This is a genomic window from Arthrobacter sp. T572 (assembly GCF_056780115.1).
In genome coordinates this window covers 3,909,348-3,929,226 of sequence record NZ_JBRAZQ010000002.1, presented here as the reverse complement: position 1 = coordinate 3,929,226, position 19,879 = coordinate 3,909,348, and the positions used below count along the sequence as shown (strand labels likewise).

At 64.6% G+C, this 19,879-nt stretch carries 16 protein-coding genes; 4 read left to right on the top strand and 12 right to left on the bottom strand.

From position 1 onward, the window contains the following. Nucleotides 1-29: 29 nt before the first annotated feature. Nucleotides 30-1,682, bottom strand: a complete 1,653-nt coding sequence (locus ACUYMZ_RS19350; RefSeq protein ID WP_481605371.1) for an MDR family MFS transporter — start codon at nucleotides 1,680-1,682, stop codon at nucleotides 30-32. 120 nt (nucleotides 1,683-1,802) lie between these two features. Then, nucleotides 1,803-2,276 (bottom strand): ribonuclease E activity regulator RraA, encoded by a 474-nt coding sequence (gene rraA, locus ACUYMZ_RS19345; RefSeq protein ID WP_481605369.1) that lies wholly within the window; start codon nucleotides 2,274-2,276, stop codon nucleotides 1,803-1,805. A 155-nt stretch (nucleotides 2,277-2,431) separates the two neighbouring features. Between rraA and ACUYMZ_RS19340 the strand changes: the two genes are divergently transcribed. Next, nucleotides 2,432-3,736, top strand: coding sequence for an MFS transporter (locus ACUYMZ_RS19340; protein ID WP_481605367.1), 1,305 nt, complete (start codon nucleotides 2,432-2,434; stop codon nucleotides 3,734-3,736). Between the two features lie 5 nt (nucleotides 3,737-3,741). On the opposite strand, the gene ACUYMZ_RS19335 is transcribed toward ACUYMZ_RS19340, so the two are convergent. The 5 genes from ACUYMZ_RS19335 to ACUYMZ_RS19315 all read right to left on the bottom strand — a co-directional run bounded on the left by ACUYMZ_RS19335 (nucleotide 3,742) and on the right by ACUYMZ_RS19315 (nucleotide 10,603). Beyond that, a complete protein-coding gene (locus ACUYMZ_RS19335) occupies nucleotides 3,742-4,956 on the bottom strand; it encodes an FG-GAP repeat domain-containing protein (protein ID WP_481605365.1) in 1,215 nt (404 codons plus the stop codon). Nucleotides 4,957-5,009: 53 nt separating this feature from the next. After that, nucleotides 5,010-6,293 (bottom strand): FG-GAP repeat domain-containing protein, encoded by a 1,284-nt coding sequence (locus ACUYMZ_RS19330; RefSeq protein WP_481605363.1) that lies wholly within the window; start codon nucleotides 6,291-6,293, stop codon nucleotides 5,010-5,012. Between the two features lie 142 nt (nucleotides 6,294-6,435). Then, on the bottom strand, nucleotides 6,436-8,196 hold the full coding sequence (locus tag ACUYMZ_RS19325; RefSeq protein WP_481605361.1) for an FG-GAP-like repeat-containing protein: 1,761 nt from the start codon (nucleotides 8,194-8,196) through the stop codon (nucleotides 6,436-6,438). 87 nt (nucleotides 8,197-8,283) lie between these two features. Continuing rightward, nucleotides 8,284-9,426 (bottom strand): FG-GAP repeat domain-containing protein, encoded by a 1,143-nt coding sequence (locus ACUYMZ_RS19320; protein WP_481605358.1) that lies wholly within the window; start codon nucleotides 9,424-9,426, stop codon nucleotides 8,284-8,286. A gap of 49 nt (nucleotides 9,427-9,475) precedes the next feature. Then, entirely contained in the window at nucleotides 9,476-10,603 is a 1,128-nt protein-coding gene (locus ACUYMZ_RS19315) for an FG-GAP repeat domain-containing protein (RefSeq protein WP_481605356.1), read from the bottom strand. Between the two features lie 231 nt (nucleotides 10,604-10,834). Here ACUYMZ_RS19315 and ACUYMZ_RS19310 point away from each other — a divergent pair, with 231 nt between their 5' ends. From ACUYMZ_RS19310 to ACUYMZ_RS19300, 3 genes are all read left to right on the top strand, one after another. Further along, nucleotides 10,835-11,443, top strand: coding sequence for a TetR/AcrR family transcriptional regulator (locus ACUYMZ_RS19310; RefSeq protein ID WP_426004591.1), 609 nt, complete (start codon nucleotides 10,835-10,837; stop codon nucleotides 11,441-11,443). A gap of 269 nt (nucleotides 11,444-11,712) precedes the next feature. After that, entirely contained in the window at nucleotides 11,713-12,906 is a 1,194-nt protein-coding gene (locus tag ACUYMZ_RS19305) for an NAD(P)-dependent malic enzyme (protein WP_481605354.1), read from the top strand. A 111-nt stretch (nucleotides 12,907-13,017) separates the two neighbouring features. Then, nucleotides 13,018-13,521 carry a DUF456 domain-containing protein gene (locus tag ACUYMZ_RS19300; protein ID WP_442424100.1) on the top strand — a complete coding sequence of 168 codons (504 nt, stop codon included), beginning with the start codon at nucleotides 13,018-13,020 and terminating at the stop codon, nucleotides 13,519-13,521. A gap of 106 nt (nucleotides 13,522-13,627) precedes the next feature. Here ACUYMZ_RS19300 and purU read toward each other — a convergent pair whose 3' ends face one another. From purU to ACUYMZ_RS19275, 5 genes are read right to left on the bottom strand one after another with little or no spacing between them, the layout of a single operon-like run. Further along, a complete protein-coding gene (gene purU, locus ACUYMZ_RS19295) occupies nucleotides 13,628-14,527 on the bottom strand; it encodes a formyltetrahydrofolate deformylase (RefSeq protein WP_481605352.1) in 900 nt (299 codons plus the stop codon). Between the two features lie 2 nt (nucleotides 14,528-14,529). Further along, nucleotides 14,530-15,909, bottom strand: a complete 1,380-nt coding sequence (locus tag ACUYMZ_RS19290; RefSeq protein WP_481605350.1) for an L-serine ammonia-lyase — start codon at nucleotides 15,907-15,909, stop codon at nucleotides 14,530-14,532. Beyond that, complete coding sequence (locus ACUYMZ_RS19285; protein WP_481605348.1) at nucleotides 15,909-16,553, bottom strand: sarcosine oxidase subunit gamma; 645 nt, start codon at nucleotides 16,551-16,553, stop codon at nucleotides 15,909-15,911. Before ACUYMZ_RS19285 ends, ACUYMZ_RS19290 begins: the two co-directional genes overlap by 1 nt. Continuing rightward, nucleotides 16,546-19,491 carry a 2Fe-2S iron-sulfur cluster-binding protein gene (locus ACUYMZ_RS19280; RefSeq protein ID WP_481605346.1) on the bottom strand — a complete coding sequence of 982 codons (2,946 nt, stop codon included), beginning with the start codon at nucleotides 19,489-19,491 and terminating at the stop codon, nucleotides 16,546-16,548. Before ACUYMZ_RS19280 ends, ACUYMZ_RS19285 begins: the two co-directional genes overlap by 8 nt. Further along, entirely contained in the window at nucleotides 19,488-19,859 is a 372-nt protein-coding gene (locus tag ACUYMZ_RS19275; RefSeq protein ID WP_426004582.1) for a sarcosine oxidase subunit delta, read from the bottom strand. The genes ACUYMZ_RS19280 and ACUYMZ_RS19275 overlap by 4 nt, the downstream gene beginning before the upstream one ends. Between the last annotated feature and the right edge of the window lie 20 nt (nucleotides 19,860-19,879).

Sequence of the window (19,879 nt, the reverse complement as noted above, 5' to 3'; positions counted from 1 at the left end):
CCGCCGCCGTACTTTTGTGGGTCGCGGCCCTAGTGCGCCGGGACGGACTCCTTGGCTGCCGCCTTGGGGTCGGTGAGCTTCTTGTTCGGCAAGGCGAAGCTGATGAGGAAGGCCACCAGCATCAATCCGGCAGCGGTGAGCATGACGACGTCGATCGCTTGGGCGAAGCCCTCGGTAATGGGCCGGGTCAAGGTGCTGTTGGCGGAGTGGAGCCAGCTGGTGTCATTCAGGGAGTCGTTGTTGGCGCCATTCTTGAAGAAATCGAAGAGCTTGGCGTTGGCGGGGTCGGAAGCCACCGCCGGGTCCTGCATGACCGCCTGGTAGTCCGGATTGGAAGCGGCATCCTTCATGGCGTCGGCAATCTTGTCCGCTGCCAGGCTGAAAAGCATCGAAATGAAGACTGCCGTACCCACGGCTCCGCCCATGGACCGGAAGAAGGCAGCGGTGGATGTCCCGACGCCCATGTCCTTCGGCGGCACGGATACCTGCATGGCGAGCGTCAGCGGCTGCATGCAGAAGCCCAGCCCAACCCCGAAGAAGACAGCAATGAGCCCTGGTACCCAGAGGCCCGTGTCAACGCCCAGGGACAGCCCCATCACGACGGCTGCTCCGGCAAGGACGGCGGTCCCGAGGATCGGGAAGATCCGGTAGACACCGGAGGATGAGATGGTGCGCCCTGCCGTGATGGAACCGAAGAGGATGCCCACGGTGAAGGTGATCATCATCAGGCCTGCCTCGGTGGGGGTAAGCCCCTTGACCAACTGCAGGTACATCGGGAGCATCGCGATGGCGCCGAACATGCCGATGCCGATGATGAAGTTCAAGAGTGAGGAGAGCCCGAACGTCGCGTTCCCGAACAAACGCAGCGGGATCAGGGCGTAGTCTCCCGCCCGCTTCTCAGCCAAAAGGAAGGCCACGATGCCGATGGCACCCAACGCGTAGCAGAGCAGGGAAGCGCCTGAAGCCCAGCCCCAGACCCGGCCCTGCTCCGCCACGAGCAAAAGCGGGACGATGGCCAGCGTAATGGCCGCGGCGCCCCAGTAGTCGATCTTTTGCTTGACGTGCCGTGCGGGGAGGTGGAGATACATGAAGACCACCACCAGTGCCGCCAGGCCGATGGGAAGGTTGATGAAGAAGACCCAGCGCCAGCCGTCGAAGCCAAGGATGTTGGACGTGCCCGCAAAGGCTCCGCCAATCACGGGACCCAGCACGGACGAGATGCCGAAGACGGACATGAAATAGCCCTGGTACTTTGCCCGGTCCTTCAACGCCACGATGTCGCCGATGATGGTCAGGGCGAGTGCCAGCAGGCCCCCGGCGCCCAGGCCCTGCACACCACGGGCCAGCGCAAGTTCCGTCATGGAGTGCACCGAACCGGCATACAGCGAGCCGGCCAGGAAGATCACAATGGCCACGAGGTACAGCGGGCGCCGGCCGAAGATGTCGCTGAGTTTTCCGTACAACGGTGTGCTGACAGTCGACGTGATCAGGTACGCCGTGGTGGCCCATGCCTGGAGCGACAAGCCATCGAGGTCGTTGGCAATGGTGTAGATGGACGTGGACACAATGGTCTGGTCCAACGAGGACAGGAACATGCCGAGCATGAGTCCCACCATGACGGTGAGGGTCTGACGATGGGTCAGGACCTCGCCGGCAGCCCGGACGGGCGTGGATTTGGACATATCTTCTCCAAGGGATGGCAGATCAGGAATTAAGCAGGATAGTTGCTTTCAGTAACTATCCTAATGCCTCATTGATTCCCGGTCCGATGAAGTTTCGCTGGACAGCAGCCGCCGGATAGGTCACTTCTCCACAAGGATGCCGTCCGGGTCGCAATAGATCATGGCGCCTGGCCGGATGCGCACACCATCCAGTGTCACGTCGACGTCCGTCTCACCCGCCCCGTTTTTGGCGCTCTTTCGCGGATTGCTTCCCAGGGCTTTGATGCCCAAGGGCAACTGCGCCAGAGCCTCACGGTCCCGGATGGCACCGTGGATCACCACGCCTGCCCAGCCGTTGGCGACCGCGCTGTCGGCAATCATGTCTCCCATCAAGGCTGTACCCAACGAGCCGTCGCCGTCGACCACCAGCACGCAGCCATTGCCGGGTGTAGCAAGCGTGGACTTCACCAACGCGTTGTCCTGGAAACAGCGGATGGTCCGGACGGGCCCGCTGAAATGGGTGCGTCCGCCCAGGTCCTGGAACTGCACCGAAATCGAGTCGAGTTCCTCTCCACGCTGGTCGTAGAGGTCGGCGGTGTTTACCTGATCGTTCATGGGATTCTCCTTCGGGGTTTGAGCCCACATTACGTTCGGATCGGTGGTGCGGCACGGCATGTCCACGCCTATGTGGATAACGCCGCCACAAAGGGCTCCACGCCTGTCTGCCGCGCTAGGCTGAATCCAAGCATCGAAAGTAGGGGGAACCTGCCATGAGTCTGTCCGATCTGCCGGGGCCGGTCCCGGATCCCCTCGTCGTTCGCGGCAGCACGGCCACGGCACTCGCCGAGCCGGTGGACCGGGTCCGCGGGCTTTGGGTGACCGGCGTCGTCCTGGTCAACCTGGGTATCAACGCAGCATTCTTTGGCCCACTCCAGGTTTTGCTGGGCCAACAGGCCGCCCACTTTGACGAAGGCGGAAAGGAAGCCATCCTGGCGTTGGTGACAGGGTGCGGAGCGGCCGTTTCCATGGTGGCGAACCCCTTGTTCGGTGCGCTGAGCGATCGTACGGTCTCCCGGTACGGCCGTCGCGTTCCCTGGGTGGTTATCGGTGCGATCCTCGGCGCGGTCGCCCTGGTGGCCCTGGCCGGCGCCCCCGATGTAGCGTTCATGACTCTGTTGTGGTGCGTGGTGCAGGCCGGAGCCAATGCCATGTACGCGGCAATTACGGCTGCCGTTCCCGATCGTGTTCCTGTTGTCCAGCGCGGGACCGTGGGTGGCCTCGCCGCCATGGGGCAAACAGTCGGCATCCTCCTGGGAGCGGTGATCGCCGCCGTTGTGGCCGGCGACTTCGCCGTGGGCTACTGGCTGTGCGCCGCGGCGCTGCTGGCCGGCGTCGTGCTGTACCTGGTCAAGAGCGACGACCAGCCGCTGCCCCAGGAAGCCCGGCCGCAGTTCCGGCTGCTGGAATTTATCAAGGGCTTTTGGGTGTCGCCAAGGCGCAACCCGGACTTCGCGTGGGCCTGGCTCACCCGCCTCCTGGTGAGCACCGGCAACCATATGGTCACCCTGTATCTGCTCTACTTCCTCAGCGACGCGGTGCACCTTGAGGAAACCGAAGGCATCAAACCCGAGTTCGGTGTGCTCATCCTGACGGGCCTGTACGCGGTTACCGTGATCATCACCAGTGTGCTCGGCGGGCGGCTGAGCGACCTGATGGGCAAACGGAAGCCCCTGGTCATAGCCTCGTCCGTCATCATCGCCGTGGCGTCCCTGATCCTGGCTTTTGCGCCCACATGGATCGGCGCCCTGTTGGGTGCGATAGTGCTGGGAATCGGCTTCGGCGCCTACCTGGCCGTCGACTTTGCGCTCATAACGCAGGTCCTTCCCACAGCGCTGGACCGCGGGAAGGACCTCGGAGTCATCAACATCGCGAATTCGCTGCCCCAAGTGATCGCACCCGGAATCGCGTTCCCGTTCGTGACGTACTGGGGCGGCTATATCTCGCTGTACGTGGCTGCTGCCGTGATCGGCTTGCTGGGTGCAGTGTTCGTGGTGAAGATCAAGAGCGTGGCATAGCCGCCTTAGAAGACTGCGGTGAAGCCGCCCCAGCCCCAGCCGACCACTGACTGGCCTTTCCAGATGTTGCCGGGCAGGCCGGTGGCCAGATAGTCAGCGCCGTTTCCGTAATACATGTTGAGGTTGCCGGCCTTATCGATCGCGAACACATCCGTTTTGTCATCACCATTGAAGTCACCGGCCGAACCAATGGGGCCAACGGCATCCCACCCGGTGCCCAATGCCCAGCCCGCGTAACGGTCAAACCACCCATTCCGGGGTGATTCGAACGACCGAAGGAATCCATAGGGTCCCCGTGCAGCGATAACCAGGTCACTCCTGCCCTGGAAGTGGTTCGCGCTCATGAGGTTGTCGTAGCTGCCCCAATTCCACCCAACGGTGTAGGAGGCCAGCCATCCGCCCCTTCCATTGCCAGGGTAGAGAACAAGATTGCTGGCGGCGTCCCGCGCCATAACATCGTTGGTGCCATCTCCATTGAAATCCCCCGCCCCAAAAATGGCGTTGAATCCTTGCCAGCCTTGGCCAACCTGCAGTGCCTTCTTCCAACCTCCGGAACCATTGCCCTGGTAAAGGAACAGCCGCCCTTGGGAATCGCGGGCCATCACATCGACATTGCCGTCGTTATCGAAATCCCCCGGTGAGAAGAGGTGGTTGAAGGCGTTCCACCCGGTTCCGATTACCTGCGCGGGCTGCCAGTGTCCACGTCCGTCGGTCGGATACAGCCAGAGCCGCCCGGACGTGTCCCGGGCAAACATATCCAAGGTGCTGTCACCGTTGAATCCGCGGGCACGGGGTTTTGCAGCTATGCGAAGGGATTCCCGCGCCTGAAGGGTCAGGACTGACTCTGCGTCGTAAGTGACTGTGACGAAGGCTGTTACGACTGTGCCGTAATCGTCCATAGTCGCCCGGTACGTCTGACCGGTGGCTCCCCGAATAACTTGACCGTCCCTGGTCCATTGGAAGGAGAGAGCAGGGCTTCCGCCCTCAGGAACAACCGTGGGCGTGGTCCAGCTGAGATCAGCCTTCAACAATCCGCCTACGGTCGGTTCCCCGGTGAGTTCGGGCGGTGCCATGTAGATCTGGCGGAGCGGGACAGCCACCGATGGTTCAGACGCATGGACAGGCAGGCCGGCAGCGAGGAGTCCGCAGGTCAGAACGGAGGCAGCCACCAGACTGGCGAGACGACGCCAACGGTGTGGTGTGACGTTATTGAGTTTCAAGAATCCTCATAAAAAGTTGCACGAAAGCGGTTGGACCCGGGTGGTGGAACCCGCTAGAAAACTGCGTTGAAGTCGCCCCAGCCCCAGCCGACTACCCCGGAACCCTTCCATCCGCCGGAACCGTTGCCGTAGTACATGCGCATCTGGCCGGCGGTGTCGATTCCCCAGACGTCGTTGGCGCGGTCGCCGTCGAAGTCGCCGACGCCGCCCAGCTTGGTGATGGCGTTCCAGCCTTGGCCAATCACGCGGCTGGTGGTCCATCCTCCGCGCCCGTTGCCGCCGTAGAACACCAGGTTGCCGGCGCTGTCGCGGGCCAGGACGTCGGGCTTGCGGTCACCGTCGAAATCTCCCGGGGAGAAGATCGAGGTCATGCCGTTCCAGCCCCATCCCACGGTGGACGCAGACAGGAAGCCGCCGTGCCCGTTCCCTGGATACAGGACCAGTTCTCCGTTGGTTTTGCGGGCCAGGAGGTCGTTGTTGCCGTCGCCGTTGAAGTCGCCGGCGGCGAAGATGGAACTGAAGACATGCCAGCCCCACCCGATTTGCTGGCGCGGGAACCATCCACCGTGCCAGTCGGCGGGGTAGAGATAAAGGGCACCGGAACCGTCACGGGCAATGACGTCGTTCTCGCCGTCGTTGTTGAAGTCGCCGGCGGCGAGCATGAGGTTGAAGATGTTCCAGCCGGAACCGACCTCGTAGGCCTGCTTCCACGTTCCGTTTCCTCCGGTGGGGAACAGGCCGAGCCGGCCCCAGGAGTCCCGGATCAGCAGGCTCATGGTGTAGTTGTCCCAGTACGCATCGCGGTAGAACCCGCTGGTGTGGGGTCGGTCGATGTTCACGGAAGTGACGTAATTGAAATCCAGGGCCTCCAGGGTCACCGCCGCAGTACCCGAGGCTGGAAGGTTCCCGGAATTGTGGACTAGGGATCCGTCCCGCCAGTAAGCAACCACGTTGCCCACCTCGGTCCGTGCTTCGACATACTGGGCGCGGTAGGAACCCGCAGGGGTGCCTTGGCCGAAGAACACTTCGAAGGTGTAGGTGGAATCGGCCGCACTGTAGGAGCCTTGGGTCAGTTCCTTGTGGACTTCGCCCGTGGCCGTGTTCCGGAAGGCGACATACACGTCGTTCAACGGGCCGGAAGCCTGGAACGTGATCCGCGATGTCGCATGACCGCCGGAGGCCACGTTTACGGGCGTCGTGGAGACCGCCACGGGAACGGGTGCGAAAGTGTCATCAGCCTGCGCCGCTGGTGCCACACCAAGTCCACCGGCCACCATGATGCTGCCAACGATTGCGGCCAGCCAATTGCGCACACGGCGCCGAGGAGTGCTCCCCATGATTCCCCCAATTCGGGCCGGCCACAGACAACCGGCAGGTATAAGTGAGTTGAGAGTACATGCTGGAAACCGCAGTCTGGGAATTTGCTGGCAAAAATTCACGCAGAAGACAAGTCAAGCTTCAAAAGCAACCGAAATCGGCTTAGAAAACCGCCGTGAAGCTGCCCCAGCCCCAGCCGACAGCCGCAGCACCTTTCCAGTTGCCGTTGCCCGCGCCGTAGTACATCACCAGTTGGCCGGAGGAATCGATGGCCCAGACGTCATTAAAGCCGTCGCCGTTGAAATCACCCGCGCCACCGATCCGTGACATGACGTTCCATCCGGTCCCGACGGCCCGCGCCGTGGTCCACCCTCCGCTGCCGTTGCCGCCATACAGCCGCAGGTTCCCGGCGGAGTCGCGTCCCATGACGTCGGGGTGGCCGTCGCCGTCGAAGTCGCCGGGTGAGAAGACGTGGCTGAGGACTTCCCAGCCCTGGCCCACTGCGCCGGGTGCCCGGAACCCGCCGCTTCCGTTGCCCGGATACAGCACCAACGCGCCTGTGGGCGTGCGGGCCATGAGATCGTTGTTGCCGTCGCCGGAGAAGTCGCCCACGGGGAAGACCGCGTCAAAGATGTTCCAGCCCCACCCGATTTCCTTGCGCGCCAGCCAGCCGCCCAGGCCGTTGCCCGGGTACAGGAAGAGCGTGCCGTTCCGGTCCCGGCCAATGACGTCGTTGAACCCGTCGCCGTTGAAGTCACCGGCGTTGAAGACGGCGTCGAAGACATCCCAGCCGTAACCGATGGTCCTCCGGGCCTGCCAGCGGCCGGCTCCGTCCGTGGGGTACAGCAGCAGGTTCGCGGCAGCGTTCCGGGCGAACATGTCCAAGGAGGTACCGGCGTCGAACCCTTCTGCGGGCGGCTTGTTCCGCACCACGGTGCGGCCGTACACCGTGAACGGCCTGGTCATCCCGGCAGGATCACCGGTCTGGACTACTGCCCGGAAACCCACGACGGCGCCACGGTCGGCAGCGGTCAGGGTGTAGGTACTGCTGGTCGCACCGCTGATCGGGGTTCCGTTCCGCACCCATTCGTACCTGACGCTGACGGGACCGCCGGCTGTTCCCGTGGAGACGGTGGCCTCGTTGAAGACGCCGGTGAGCTTTGATCCGACGGTCAACTTGCCCTGGAGTGTGGGAGGTGTGGCCGTCATGGGGGAAGTGGGCGTCAGCGGAAGCGACGATGCGGACACTGCGCGGTACCCGGACCGGGTTGCCGTCACGCGGACGGACAGGGTCTGGTCAAGGTCCGCTTCGACCACCCGGTAGCTGTTGACCGTCGCACCTGCGATCGGCTGCCCGTTTCGCAACCACTGGTAGATGTAGCCGGTGGGCGGATGGGTCCAGGCGCCGTTGTCCGTGCTGAGGACCTGGTCGTAGCGCGCCGTCCCGGAGACTACCGGCGGCTTGGTGTTCGGGTTGTCCACCAGGGGGAGGGCGGGGTTGTCGACGGAGAAGTCGATCCTGTCCAGGGCGCCCGGGCGCTGGGTCGGCGCTTCCAGGCCCTGGGTGAGGAAGATGATGTTGCCATCACGTCCGTACCGCACGGCACCTTGCCCTGCGGGCAGGGTGATGTTAACGCTGACCAGCCTGTAGCGGCCGGTTCGTTTGAAGGAGCTGCCCGTCACAGGAACCTTCGCCTGTGCGCTGTACGGTCCAGCGGCTGAACTGGTGGGGCCCAGGAGGGTCGCTTGTTCCAGGGTGTCCTGGTTGACGTAGGTGAATCCGACTTCCTTGGCAGGACCGTTCAGGGTGAAGGACACTGCAATGGTGTCGCCGGGCCCCGCAGTGGGCGGCGATGTCAGCGTGGCAACGGTGGGCAGCGGGACGCCCGGCCCGGCAGCGCCGGCCGGAACGGGTACGGCCATGACCAATCCTGCGACGAGGATCACCGCCAGGAGAACCCTTAAAAGAGGGCGGACGGAAAAGAACACTGCCATGACTCCCCCCAGCCCTTAGAAGACGGCGTTGAAGCCGCCCCAGCCCCAGCCGATCACGCCGGAACCGTTCCAGCCGCCGTCGCCGTCACCGTAGTAGGCGATGAGGCGGCCGGACCCGTCCACGGCATGGACGTCAACGTTGCCGTTGCCGTCAATATCGCCGGCGGACGCAATGGTTGCCATGCCGCCCCAGCCCCAGCCGATGGTGGAGGACCCGCGCCAGCCGCCGCTTCCGTTGCCGGTGTACAGGCGAAGGTTTCCAGCGGTGTCCCGGGCCAGGACATCGACGTCGTTGTCCCCGTTAAAGTCACCCGGGGTGATGATCTGGTTGACCACGTTCCAGCCGGTGCCGGCTACCGACCTGCCCAGCCAGCCGCCGTTGCCGTTGCCGGGGTAGAGGAAGAGCGTGCCGGCGGAGTCCCGTGCCAGGACGTCGTTGTTGCCGTCTCCGTTGAAGTCGCCGGGGGAGACAATCGCAGTGAATCCGTTCCAGCCGCTGCCGATCTGCCGGCCGGCGAAGAAGCCGCCGTCGCCGGTGCCTGCGTAGAGGAACAAGCGACCGGAAGAGTCGCGGGCCAGGATGTCGTTGACGCCGTCGCCGTTGAAGTCACCCGGCGAGAGGACGGAGGTGAACCCGTTCCATCCAGGTCCCACGGTGCGGGGTGCTTCCCAGGCGTTGCCGGAGCGCGGATAAAGGACGAGGTTGCCGTCCGTCCGGCGGGCCAGAACCTCGAAGATGCCGCGACCGGTGAATCCGTTGGCGCGGTGGGAAGCGGAGATCGCTGCGGTTTCCTGGCTGGATACCTCCACGGGGTCACAGCCGTTCTGGCTGGCTACCAGGTGTGCGGCGATTGTTGCTCCCCGGTCTTCCTCAGTGACGATGTAGTTCGGCCACTGTCTGGAAGAGAGGACGCCGTCGCGGGTCCAATAGATGCTGTAGTCCGGCCCGGCAGCAGCTCCGCAACCGCTGAACGAACCCTGTTCGATCTCCACGGTGAGCGTCGAGCCAACGAACGGAGCGCCGTGGATGACAGGTTGGTCGGGATCCATGGTTGCCTGGGCCGGGGCCGGTACCAGCATGAATGCCGCTGCAAATACGGCCGCGATTCCGGCTACGGCCCGGCGCACGCCAAACACAGGGCACGGTAAAGCGTTCATTGTGTCCTCCCCAGACTTATGCGCCAATAATATCGCGGCTGGGTTTCAGCTAAAAGATTGCTGTGAACCCGCTCCAACCATTACCTGCCGGCTCGGACTTGCGCCACCCGGTCCTTCCATCGCTGTAATACATGACCAATCGCCCCTGTTGGTCCACGCCGTAGACATCGGGAAAGCCGTCCCGGTCAAAGTCGCCCGCAGCGCCGACAGACTTGAGGGCACTCCAACCCACCCCGATCAGCCACGACCGCGTCCACCCGCCGGCGCCGTTGCCGCCATAGAAGTAGAGGTAGCCGCTGCGGTCCCGCGCCAGGACGTCGACCTTGCCGTCGCCGTTGAAGTCTCCGGGAGTCACCAGTGCGTCCATCACCTGCCAGCCCTGCCCGACGGCGGTCCTCGCCAACCAGCCTCCGGAACCGTTGCCGGGGTAGAGGTACAGGGCGCCACCTGGCTCCCTGGCCAGGATGTCGCTGTGGCCGTCACCGTTGAAGTCGCCCGGGCTGACAATCTGGTCAAAAATGTTCCAGCCCCTGCCGATCACCTGGGCAGGCTTCCAGCCGCCGGTTCCGTCGCCCGCATAGAGGTAGAGGGTTCCTGCGGCGTCCCGAGCCAGAACGTCCCCTTTGCCGTCACCGTTGAAATCCCCTGGGGCAATCAGAGCATTGAAGCCGCTCCAGCCCCACCCCACGGCACGCGTGGTGTCCCAGGCTGTTCCCTTGCGCCCGTACAGCATAAGGGTGCCGTCGTTGGTGCGGGCCAGGAGTTCGAAGCTGCGACCGGTGAAGCCGCTGGCGCGGTGGGCCGCTGCCACGGGCCCGGTCTCGTTGCTGTGCAGCGTTTCTCCGGAACACGCGGTCTTGCTTGCTGTCAGGTGGGCGGACATCCGGGCTCCGGTGTCATCGGGCTGAAGGACGTAGGTACGGGCGGTTTCACCTGCTACGAGGAAGCCGTCACGGGTCCAGTAAACCGTGAAGTCGGGCCCCTTTCCGCCGCCGCAGCCGTAGAAGGTGTAGGGCCCGATCTCCGTGGTAAGTGTCTTGCCCACCACAGCCTCTCCCTGGACCACCGGGTCGGGCCCGCTGCCGGGGGCTGCCGACGCCGGCAGGGCGCCAAGTGCCATGACCGCCGCAGTGGCCGTTGCAAGCGCCGCTGCCATCCGGCGTCGTAATGTCCCCATGCTGTTCCTCCCGCGCCTGTGCCCCCAACCGGGTCGGAGTTGGGGGTGAAAACCTTCCTGAAGTTTAGGGTCGCGGGCAGCGGAATCCGGGGAGCGGCATGCGGCCGGCCTGATCCAGGCACTCTCAGGAAACAGTCAAGAAGCTCCCGTATCATTGATGCGATCGGCCAGCCGCGGGTCCTCGATTCCGGCCGGCCGCTGCCTTGCCAGCTTCCCAAGAGATCGCCGGAGATGTCTGCAGCAAATTCACTGGAACCGTACTCACTGGATCTGACCACGGGGTTGCCCCGCATGGCTGCCGCGCCCACTACGCCGCGGCAGTTGCTGCGCTATGCCCGGATCCTGAAGACGGCCGCCGGTTTTGCGCAGCGCCAGTTCGACACCCTGAGCCTTTCGGATGTTGCCGCCCGGGCCGATGTTCCGCTGGGAACCCTGTACCGCTACTTCCCCTCCACCGCGCATCTCATGCTCGCGGTCTACCGGCAGCAGTTGCGTGAGCTGAAGGACGGGCTGCGGCAGCGCGACGGCAAGGGCCATGTGCTCTCCGGGCTGATGATGGAGATCTTCCACCTGCGGGTCATGCAGCCGGGCGTTGAACATTGCCTGATCCGGCCTGCGGGCAAGGACACTGACACGGCGCAGCTGCTGCGGGAGATCGATGTCCTGTCCGAGGAAGTGGTGGGTTCTTTGACGGACCGCGGCAGCAAGGACCCGGCCAGGGCACGTATCCTCCTGCATCTGGTCAGCGGGCTGGTCCAGGCGGTCCGGTGCCGTCGGCTGTCCCTTTTTGAAGCGGAGAAGGACCTTAAGAGGGCCTGCAGCCTGCTCACCGGTGACTGACTGGTCTAGACCGGAGGCCCGCTGGGATGCGGTTTTTCCCGTGACCTGAGTCACATTATTTGCTGGATAAACGTTTTACTCTCGAATCGTCTCTCTTGGTATTGAATCTTGTACCTTCCGGGCTTGCCTACGCTGGAAAGACCGAAGCGGCTAGCAGCCCATCTCTGCAGAAGCACCTTCCAGGCCAGCCACCTTTTGGCCTGAACAGCAGTTCTGTTCCTGCCCGAATCATTGCCGTGGGTCCACGGCTAGCCTGAGGAGACAACGACGTGTCCACCGAGACAATCGCTACTGAAACCACTGACAACCTGATCCTCACCGAAGAGGAAATCTTCACCGCCCACGAGGGCGGCAAGCTCACCGTCACGAGCACTGTTCCGCTGAACGACAAGCGCGACCTCTCCATCGCCTACACCCCCGGTGTCGCACAGGTCAGCCGCGCCATCCACGCCGACCCCAAGCTGGCCCGCACCCACACCTGGGCAGAGCGCCTGGTGGTAGTGGTCAGCGACGGCACCGCCGTCCTCGGCCTGGGCAACATCGGCCCCAGCGCTTCCCTCCCTGTGATGGAAGGCAAATCGGCGCTGTTCAAGACCTTCGGCGACCTCGACTCCATCCCGCTGGTCCTCAACACCACCGACGTGGACGAGATCATCGAAACCCTGGTCCGCCTCCGCCCGAGCTTCGGCGCAGTCAACCTCGAAGACATTTCGGCGCCGCGATGCTTCGAACTCGAAGAGCGGCTCATCGAGGCCCTGGATGTCCCGGTCATGCACGATGACCAGCACGGCACCGCCGTTGTGGTCCTCGCAGCGCTGACCAACGCCGCCAAGGTGACCAACCGCGCCATCGAAGGCCTTAAGGTAGTTGTCTCGGGCGCAGGAGCCGCCGGCATCGCCATCGCCGAGATCCTCCTGGCCGTGGGCATCAAGGATGTCATCCTGCTCGACTCCAAGGGTGTCATCAACGCTGACCGTGCAGACCTCGTGGCCGATTCCGGCAGCGTCAAGGCCCGCTTCGCCCAGCGCACCAACCCCCGCGGCGTCAGCGGCGGGCCGGCAGAGGCCCTGACCGGCGCCGACGTCTTTGTGGGTGTCTCCTCCTCCAAGCTGGATGAAGAACACCTCAAGCTCATGAACGACCAGTCGATCGTGTTTGCGCTGTCCAACCCGGACCCCGAGGTCCTGCCGGAGGTGGCCCGCAAGCACGCCGCTGTTGTTGCTACCGGCCGGAGCGACTTCCCGAACCAGATCAACAACGTCCTGGCCTTCCCGGGCATCTTCCGCGGGGCCCTGGACGCAGGTGCCCGCCGCATCACGTCCGAGATGAAGATCGCCGCTGCCCGTGCCATCGCCCAGCTGGCCGAGGAAGATCTGTCCGCGGACTACATCGTCCCGAGCCCGCTGGATGCCCGCGTGGCACCTGCGGTCACCGCGGCAGTCGCTGCCGCAGTCACCAAGTAGCGGTCACCACCGCTTCCACGACGACGGCGACCCTCCCCACCGCGGGGAGGGTCGCCGTCGTCGTAGGCGTCAGAAGGCCGGACCGAAGTTCAGCCACCTAGACTTGGGGCCATGAACGCCGAACTTATCGTGACCATCCTGTGCGGCCTGGCCATTGCGGTAGGGATAGCCGGGACCATCATTCCGGTGCTGCCCGGAAGCATCCTGATCGGCGCAAGCCTGCTGGCCTGGGCCATCTGGGGAGGAGCCGGAACGCTGGGTTGGGTGGTCTTCGGTGTGGGCCTGGTGTTCGTGATCGCGGGCATGGCGGCGAGCGCGGTCCTGACCGGGCGGAAACTCAAGGAACATGGCATCCCCAACAGGTCCGTGGTGATCGGACTCGTGCTGGGCGTCGTGGCCATGTTCCTCATACCCGTGGTGGGGCTCCTGGTGGGGTTCGCCGTCGGCCTTCTGCTCAGCGAGGTCCAGCGGACCCGCAACTTCCGCACCGCCGTCCGGTCCAGCCTGGCTGCCATCAAGGCCACGGGCATCGGCATTCTGGTGGAGTTCGGGCTGGCGTGCGCCGCCGGGAGCACGTGGATCATCGGGGTGTGGATCAACGCCGCGACCCCTTAACCACGCGCCGAGATGGCACTTGATGACAATGCTGGGCGGCAACATTGTGATCTTTTGCCATCTCGGCGGCGGCTTAGAAGCCCGCAGGCAGGCAGGAAGCAAGGCCCTACTTCAACACGATCGTCCTGTTCCCATTCAGGATGATCCGCCCTTCGCAGTGCCAACGAACGGCGTTGCTGAGGGCCTTGCATTCCGTGTCCCGACCGGCGGCTACGAGATCGTCCGGTCCGAACGTGTGGTCCACCTCCACTACCTGCTGCGAGATGATCGGTCCTTCGTCGAGTTCACCGTTGACGTAGTGCGCGGTAGCGCCCACGGTCTTGACGCCTCGTGCGTAAGCCTGGTGGTACGGCTTGGCGCCCTTGAAGCTCGGAAGGAACGAGTGGTGGATGTTGATGGCCCGGCCGTCAAGCTTCCGGGCAAGGTCGTCACTGAGGACCTGCATGTAGCGCGCCAGGACCACGAGCTCGACGTCCAGCTCGTCGATGATCTCCAGCAGGCGTGCCTCGGCAGCAGGCTTGGTGGCGGCGGTGACAGGGACGTGGAAGTACGGGATTCCGTGCCACTCGGCCAAACCCTTGTGGTCAAGGTGGTTGGACACCACTCCCACCACGTCGATGGGAAGCTCGCCGATCCGTGCCCGGAACAGGAGGTCGTTCAGGCAGTGGCCGAACTTGGACACCATGATCAACACTTTGCGCTTGTAGCCCTGGCGTTCCAGTTGCCAGTTCATGCCGTACTTCTCGCCGACCGGGGCAAAAGAAGAACGCAGCGCCTCCACGGTGGAGTCGTCGCCGTCGGAGGCAAAATGCACCCGCATGAAGAAGTGCCCCTCGGCCCGGTCGCCGAACTGTTTGTTGTCGATAATGTCGCAGCCGTGTTCCAACAGGAACCCGGAGACAGCGTGCACAATGCCCGGCCCTTCGGGGCAGTCCAGGGTGAGCACGTGCTCCACGGTGGTCTCTGTACCGGAAGAAACGGCGGCTTCGGATTGAATGGCAGTCATGGTCAGCACTCCACTACGTTGACGGCGAGGCCTCCACGGGAGGTCTCCTTGTACTTGGATTTCATGTCGGCGCCGGTCTCCCGCATGGTCTTGATGGCCTTGTCCAGGGAGACTTTGTGGCTGCCGTCGCCGTGCAGGGCAAGGCGGGCAGCGTTGATCGCCTTGACACTGGCAATGGCGTTCCGCTCAATGCACGGAATCTGCACCAGTCCGCCCACGGGGTCGCAGGTGAGGCCAAGGTTGTGCTCGATCCCGACTTCCGCTGCATTTTCAACCTGCCTCGGAGTTCCGCCGAGCACCTCGCAGAGCCCTGCGGCCGCCATGGAGCAGGCCGAACCCACCTCGCCCTGGCAGCCGACTTCGGCTCCCGAAATCGAAGCATTGATCTTGAACAGGATCCCGACGGCGGCCGCGGCCAGCAGGAACCGCACGACGCCGTCGTCGTTGGCTCCTGGAACAAACTTGGTGTAGTAGTGCAGCACCGCCGGCACAATGCCGGCCGCGCCGTTGGTGGGTGCCGTAACGATCCGGCCGCCGGCCGCGTTCTCCTCGTTCACCGCCAGGGCAAACAGGTTCACCCATTCCATGGCGAGCAGGGGATCGCTGCTGTTGGACGCGTCGGCTTCAGCCAGCTTCTTGAACAACGACGGCGCCCGTCGCTTGACGCTCAAGCCTCCCGGCAGGATTCCCTCGGCAGAGCAGCCGTTGTCCACGCACTCCCGCATGACGGCCCAGATGCCCAGCAGCCGTTCGCGGAGCTCCTCCTCGGAACGCCAGACGAGCTCGTTGGCCAGCATGATGTCGGAGATGGATTTGCCTTCGCGTTCGCAGATGGCCAGGAGTTCGTCGCCGGTCGTGAAAGGGTAGGGCTGGACCGTGGTGTCCGGCACCACCTTCTCCGTGCCGGTGACGTCGCCGTCCACCACGAAGCCGCCTCCGATGGAGTAGTAGCTCCGCTCCCGCAGCACCGCGCCCGTGTGGTCCAGCGCCCGGAAGGTCATGCCGTTGGGGTGCGCGGGCAGGGATTTGCGGCGGTGCAGGACCACGTCTTCGTCCCAGTTGAAATCCACCCGGTGGTTCCCGCCCAGCCGCAGCTCGGCATCCAGGGCAGCCGCAGCCACCTGGTCATCCGCCGTGCGGGTGTCCACGGTCTCGGGGGAGTGGCCTTGGAGCCCAAGCACCACTGCCTTGTCCGAGCCATGGCCCCGGCCGGTGGCGCCCAGGGAGCCAAAAAGCTCAGCCTGGACGCGCACCGTGGCCGGGAATTGGCCGGACGAAACAAGTCCGTCCGTGAACTGCTTTGCCGCCCGCATGGGGCCCACCGTGTGTGAAGACGACGGCCCGATGCCAACGGAAAACAGGTCGAGCACACTCAGTGCCATTACGGGACCTCAGGCGACGCGTACTCCCGCATGGAATCCAGGAGCCAACGACCCAGGTAATCGGCAAAGGAAGCGCGCGGGAAGATCTTGAACGACTCCTCGTCGACCTTCCAAAGGACCACCGGGATGTGTCCGATTTCCGTGGACAGGGCGGTGCCTGCCTTCAGGACACGGGGGTGGAGGTCCAGTGCGCAGCTCTTCTCCAGGACTGCGCGGGCGCGGCTGCCCGAGAGCTCGAACGTGGTGCGGTTGGCGGAGAGGTCCACCACCTGGCCGGAGTCGCTGCCCAGAGCGGCCGTCAGGTCGCTGACCAGGGAGCCGCCGAGGGAATCGTGGGATTCCTCCGTTGCCACCACCAGGAACTCAGTGGGGCCGAGCCACACGGTGCTGGCGGAATCCGAGGACACTACCTCACCGCACGCGGCAGGCAAGCCGCCGGTGACGGACGCAACCCGGGTACCGGCGTCGGACGTCCTGTCCACCCGGACACCCACCTGGGTCTGGTAGGGGATTTCCTTGAGCGTCACCGCCCCGGGCACTGAGCCGGCGGCGAAGGCGTCGGCAAGGTGCTCGGCCGGGCTGCGGCGCGCGGCGCGAACGCGGTCAACATTCACGGTTTCTGCGGGAGTTGCTGTCTCAGCCATCTTTGCGGGTCCCTTCAGCATCAAAAAGTACGGTTTCGCCAACAACCACGTCCACCAGCTGGTCTCCCACGGAAGCCACGAGGGTTTCGCCAATGCGGTTGCGGCCGTTCTGGATCAGGGCCAAGCCAAAGGAACGGCCCAGGGCGGCGCTGTGGTAGCTCGAGGTCACGAAGCCTTCCATGGGAACGGGACCGTTGGCCGGGTTGACCGCGATGCCCTTCTCCACCAGCTGGGTGCCTTCGGGCAGCTTCAAGGAGTGGTTCACGGGCAGGACGCTCACCAGGTGCTTGCGGTCCTCGCGCTTGGAATCCTCTCGGAGGTAGGAACGCTTGCCGATGAAGTCCTTGGCCTTGGAGACGATCCACTCCATGCCGGCATCCTGCGGGGTGACCGTGCCATCGGTGTCCTGCCCGACGATCGGGTAGCCCTTTTCGGCGCGGAGGACGTGCATGGTTTCCGTGCCGTAGGGGGTGATGTTGAACTCGGCACCTGCGGCAGCAACCGCTTCCCAGGTGTTGAGTCCGTACCAGGACGGAACGTTGATTTCGTAGGCCAGTTCACCGGAGAAGGAGATCCGGCATACACGGGCCTGAACGCCCGAGGCCAGCGTGGTCTCGCGGAAGGTCATGAACGGGAAGTTCTCTGCTTCCAGCCCACCGTTTTCGGCCAGCTGCGGAGCCACCTTGGCGATCACCGCACGGGACTTGGGACCGACGACGGCGATCGTGCTCCACTGCTCCGTGACGGAGGTGAAGACCACATCCAGTTCCGGCCACTCCGTCTGGTGCCACTCTTCCAGCCAGTCCAGCACCTTGGCTGCGCCGCTGGTGGTGGTGGTCATGAAGTAGGTGTCCTCGTCCAGGCGAAGGGTCACGCCGTCGTCGAAGATCATGCCGTCCAGCGTGCACATGACGCCGTAGCGGGCGGAGCCGGGAGCGAGCTTCTTGAACGCGTTGGTGTACACCCGGTTCAGGAACTCGCCGGCGTCCTTGCCACGGATTTCGATCTTGCCGAGGGTTGTGGCGTCCATGAAGCCCACGGAGTCGCGGACTGCGGCGCACTCGCGGAGTACCGCGGTGTCCATGTCCTCGCCGGCCTGCGGGTAGTACCAAGGACGCTTCCACTGTCCGACGTCTTCGAACAGTGCGCCCTGGGCAACGTGCCACGGGTGGATGGAGGTGACGCGGGCCGGGTCGAACAGCTCGCCGCGCTGGCGTCCGGCCAGGGCTGCGAAGGCCACCGGGGTGAACGGGGCGCGGTACGCGGTGGTGCCGATCTCGCCGATGCCCGGAACAGCGTCCGCGCCGCCGAACTTGAGCGCTGCGGCAATGACGCCGATTGCGTTGACGCCGGAGGTCTTGCCCTGGTCATTGGCGGTGCTGATGGAGGTGTACCGCTTGACGTGTTCCACCGACCGCATGCCCGCACCCGTGGAGCGAAGGACGTCGGCCACGGACTGGTCGCGCTGGAAGTCCACGAAGTGGTTGTGCCACTCACCCGGTTCACCGGTCTGGCCGGGAACCAGCCACAGCTGGCGGGTGGGTGCGCTGGCTACCGGAGCCTTGACCTCGGAAGGAGTCACTGCGGACTCGAAGCCTGCAGCGATGGATGCGGCTGCCCCGGCGGAGATACCCTCTGCCAGGCAGTCCCGCAGTTCGTAGCTGCCACGGCCTGCGCCCACAACCTGCTGGTCGCGGACCACGGTGGAGGGGATGAACGCTGCGAGATCATCGTCCCAACGCAGTTTGCCCTGGCGCTGGCTATGGAGGTGGACCACAGGGCTCCAGCCACCGGACACGGCGAGGACATCGGCGGCGATCTGCTCGACGCCCGAGGTGAGTTCGCCGTCGTCGTTGATGCTGCGGACGGTGACGCCGCTGAGGCGGCCCGACTCATCTGCGCTGGTATCGGCAACGGCGCTGCCGATCAGGACGCGCAGGCCGGATTCGACGGCGGCTGCGGCCTTTTCGCTGATCTGCGGACGGGCATCGACGACGGCGGCAACCGGCACGCCTGCTGCCTTCAGGTCCGCGGCGAGCAGGTAAGCGGAGTCGTTGGTGGTGCTGATGACGACGCGCGAACCGACGGCGACGGCGTAGCGGTTGAGGTAGGTGCGGACGGCCGAGGCGAGCATGATGCCCGGGCGGTCGTTGTTCTCGAAGACCAGCGGACGCTCGTGGGCGCCCGGTGCCAGGACTACCTGTGCAGCACGGATGTGCCAAATACGGGTACGGGAGACGCCGGGAGCTGCAGGAACGCTCAGGTGGTCCGTGCGGTTCTGGGCTGCAATCAGGTAGTTGGAGTCGTAGGAGCCGAAAGCCGTGGTGCGGTGCAGGACCGTGCATTCCTCGGCAGAAACGAGTTCGGCTTCAACGTCGGCAACCCACTCCAGGGCGGGCTTGCCTTCGATCTCTTCCGCGAGTCCCTCCGCGGTGGAACCGGAAAGCAGCGAACCGCCGAGTTCGGGCTGGTCGTCGATCAGGATGACGCGGGCGCCGGTGCGGACTGCTTCACGGGCAGCTGCCAGGCCGGCAACGCCACCGCCGACCACCAGGACGTCGGTGTGGACGTACTTCTTGTCGTACTCTGCCTTGTCCTCGGCCGGGTCGAGCTTGCCCAGGCCGGACAGGAGCTCAATGTTCTGTCCGTCCACCAGCGAAACAGCCGTGGCGGGAAGCATGGATTCGGCTACGTGGCCGGGGAAGCGCGGAGCGATCTTCACCAGGGCGTTCGGCTCCTCGACGCCTGCGGCGACGATGCCGCGGGGGCGGTCCTCGTAGAGGGAGTTGCCTGCGTTGATGTGGCCGTTGGCAAGGAGGGCCGAAGCGATGGTGTCACCCGGGTGGCCAACGAATTCCTGGCCATCCACGGTGAACCGCCAGGTGATGCTGCGGTCAATGCGGCCGCCGGTGGCAAGGCGGGCGTTCTGGCTGCTCACTTCTGGGCTCCTTCCGGGGAGGTGGTTGTGGTGGGGGCTGCCGGTGCGAGTCCGGGGGTGCCGGCCTGGCCTGCTGCTCCCTGGTCTGTCGCTGCGAGGTCTGGCCGCGGTGAGCCCATCGCGTAGATCGAGTGGATGTCGTAGCTCACGGTGTCCCGGAGCATGTTGAACCACTGGCGGCAACCGGTGCTGTGAACCCAGCGTTCGGCGTAGGTGCCCTTGGTGTTCTCGCGGTAGAAGAGGTACTCAGCCCACTCCCGGTCCGTGAGGTCGTTAGGGTTTTCCGGGTAAGGGACGTGGGCCTGTCCGCCGTAGTGGAATTCGGTTTCGTCGCGTGGCCCGCAGTTGGGGCATGAAATGAGGAGCATGTCTTTTCCTGTCCTGTGCG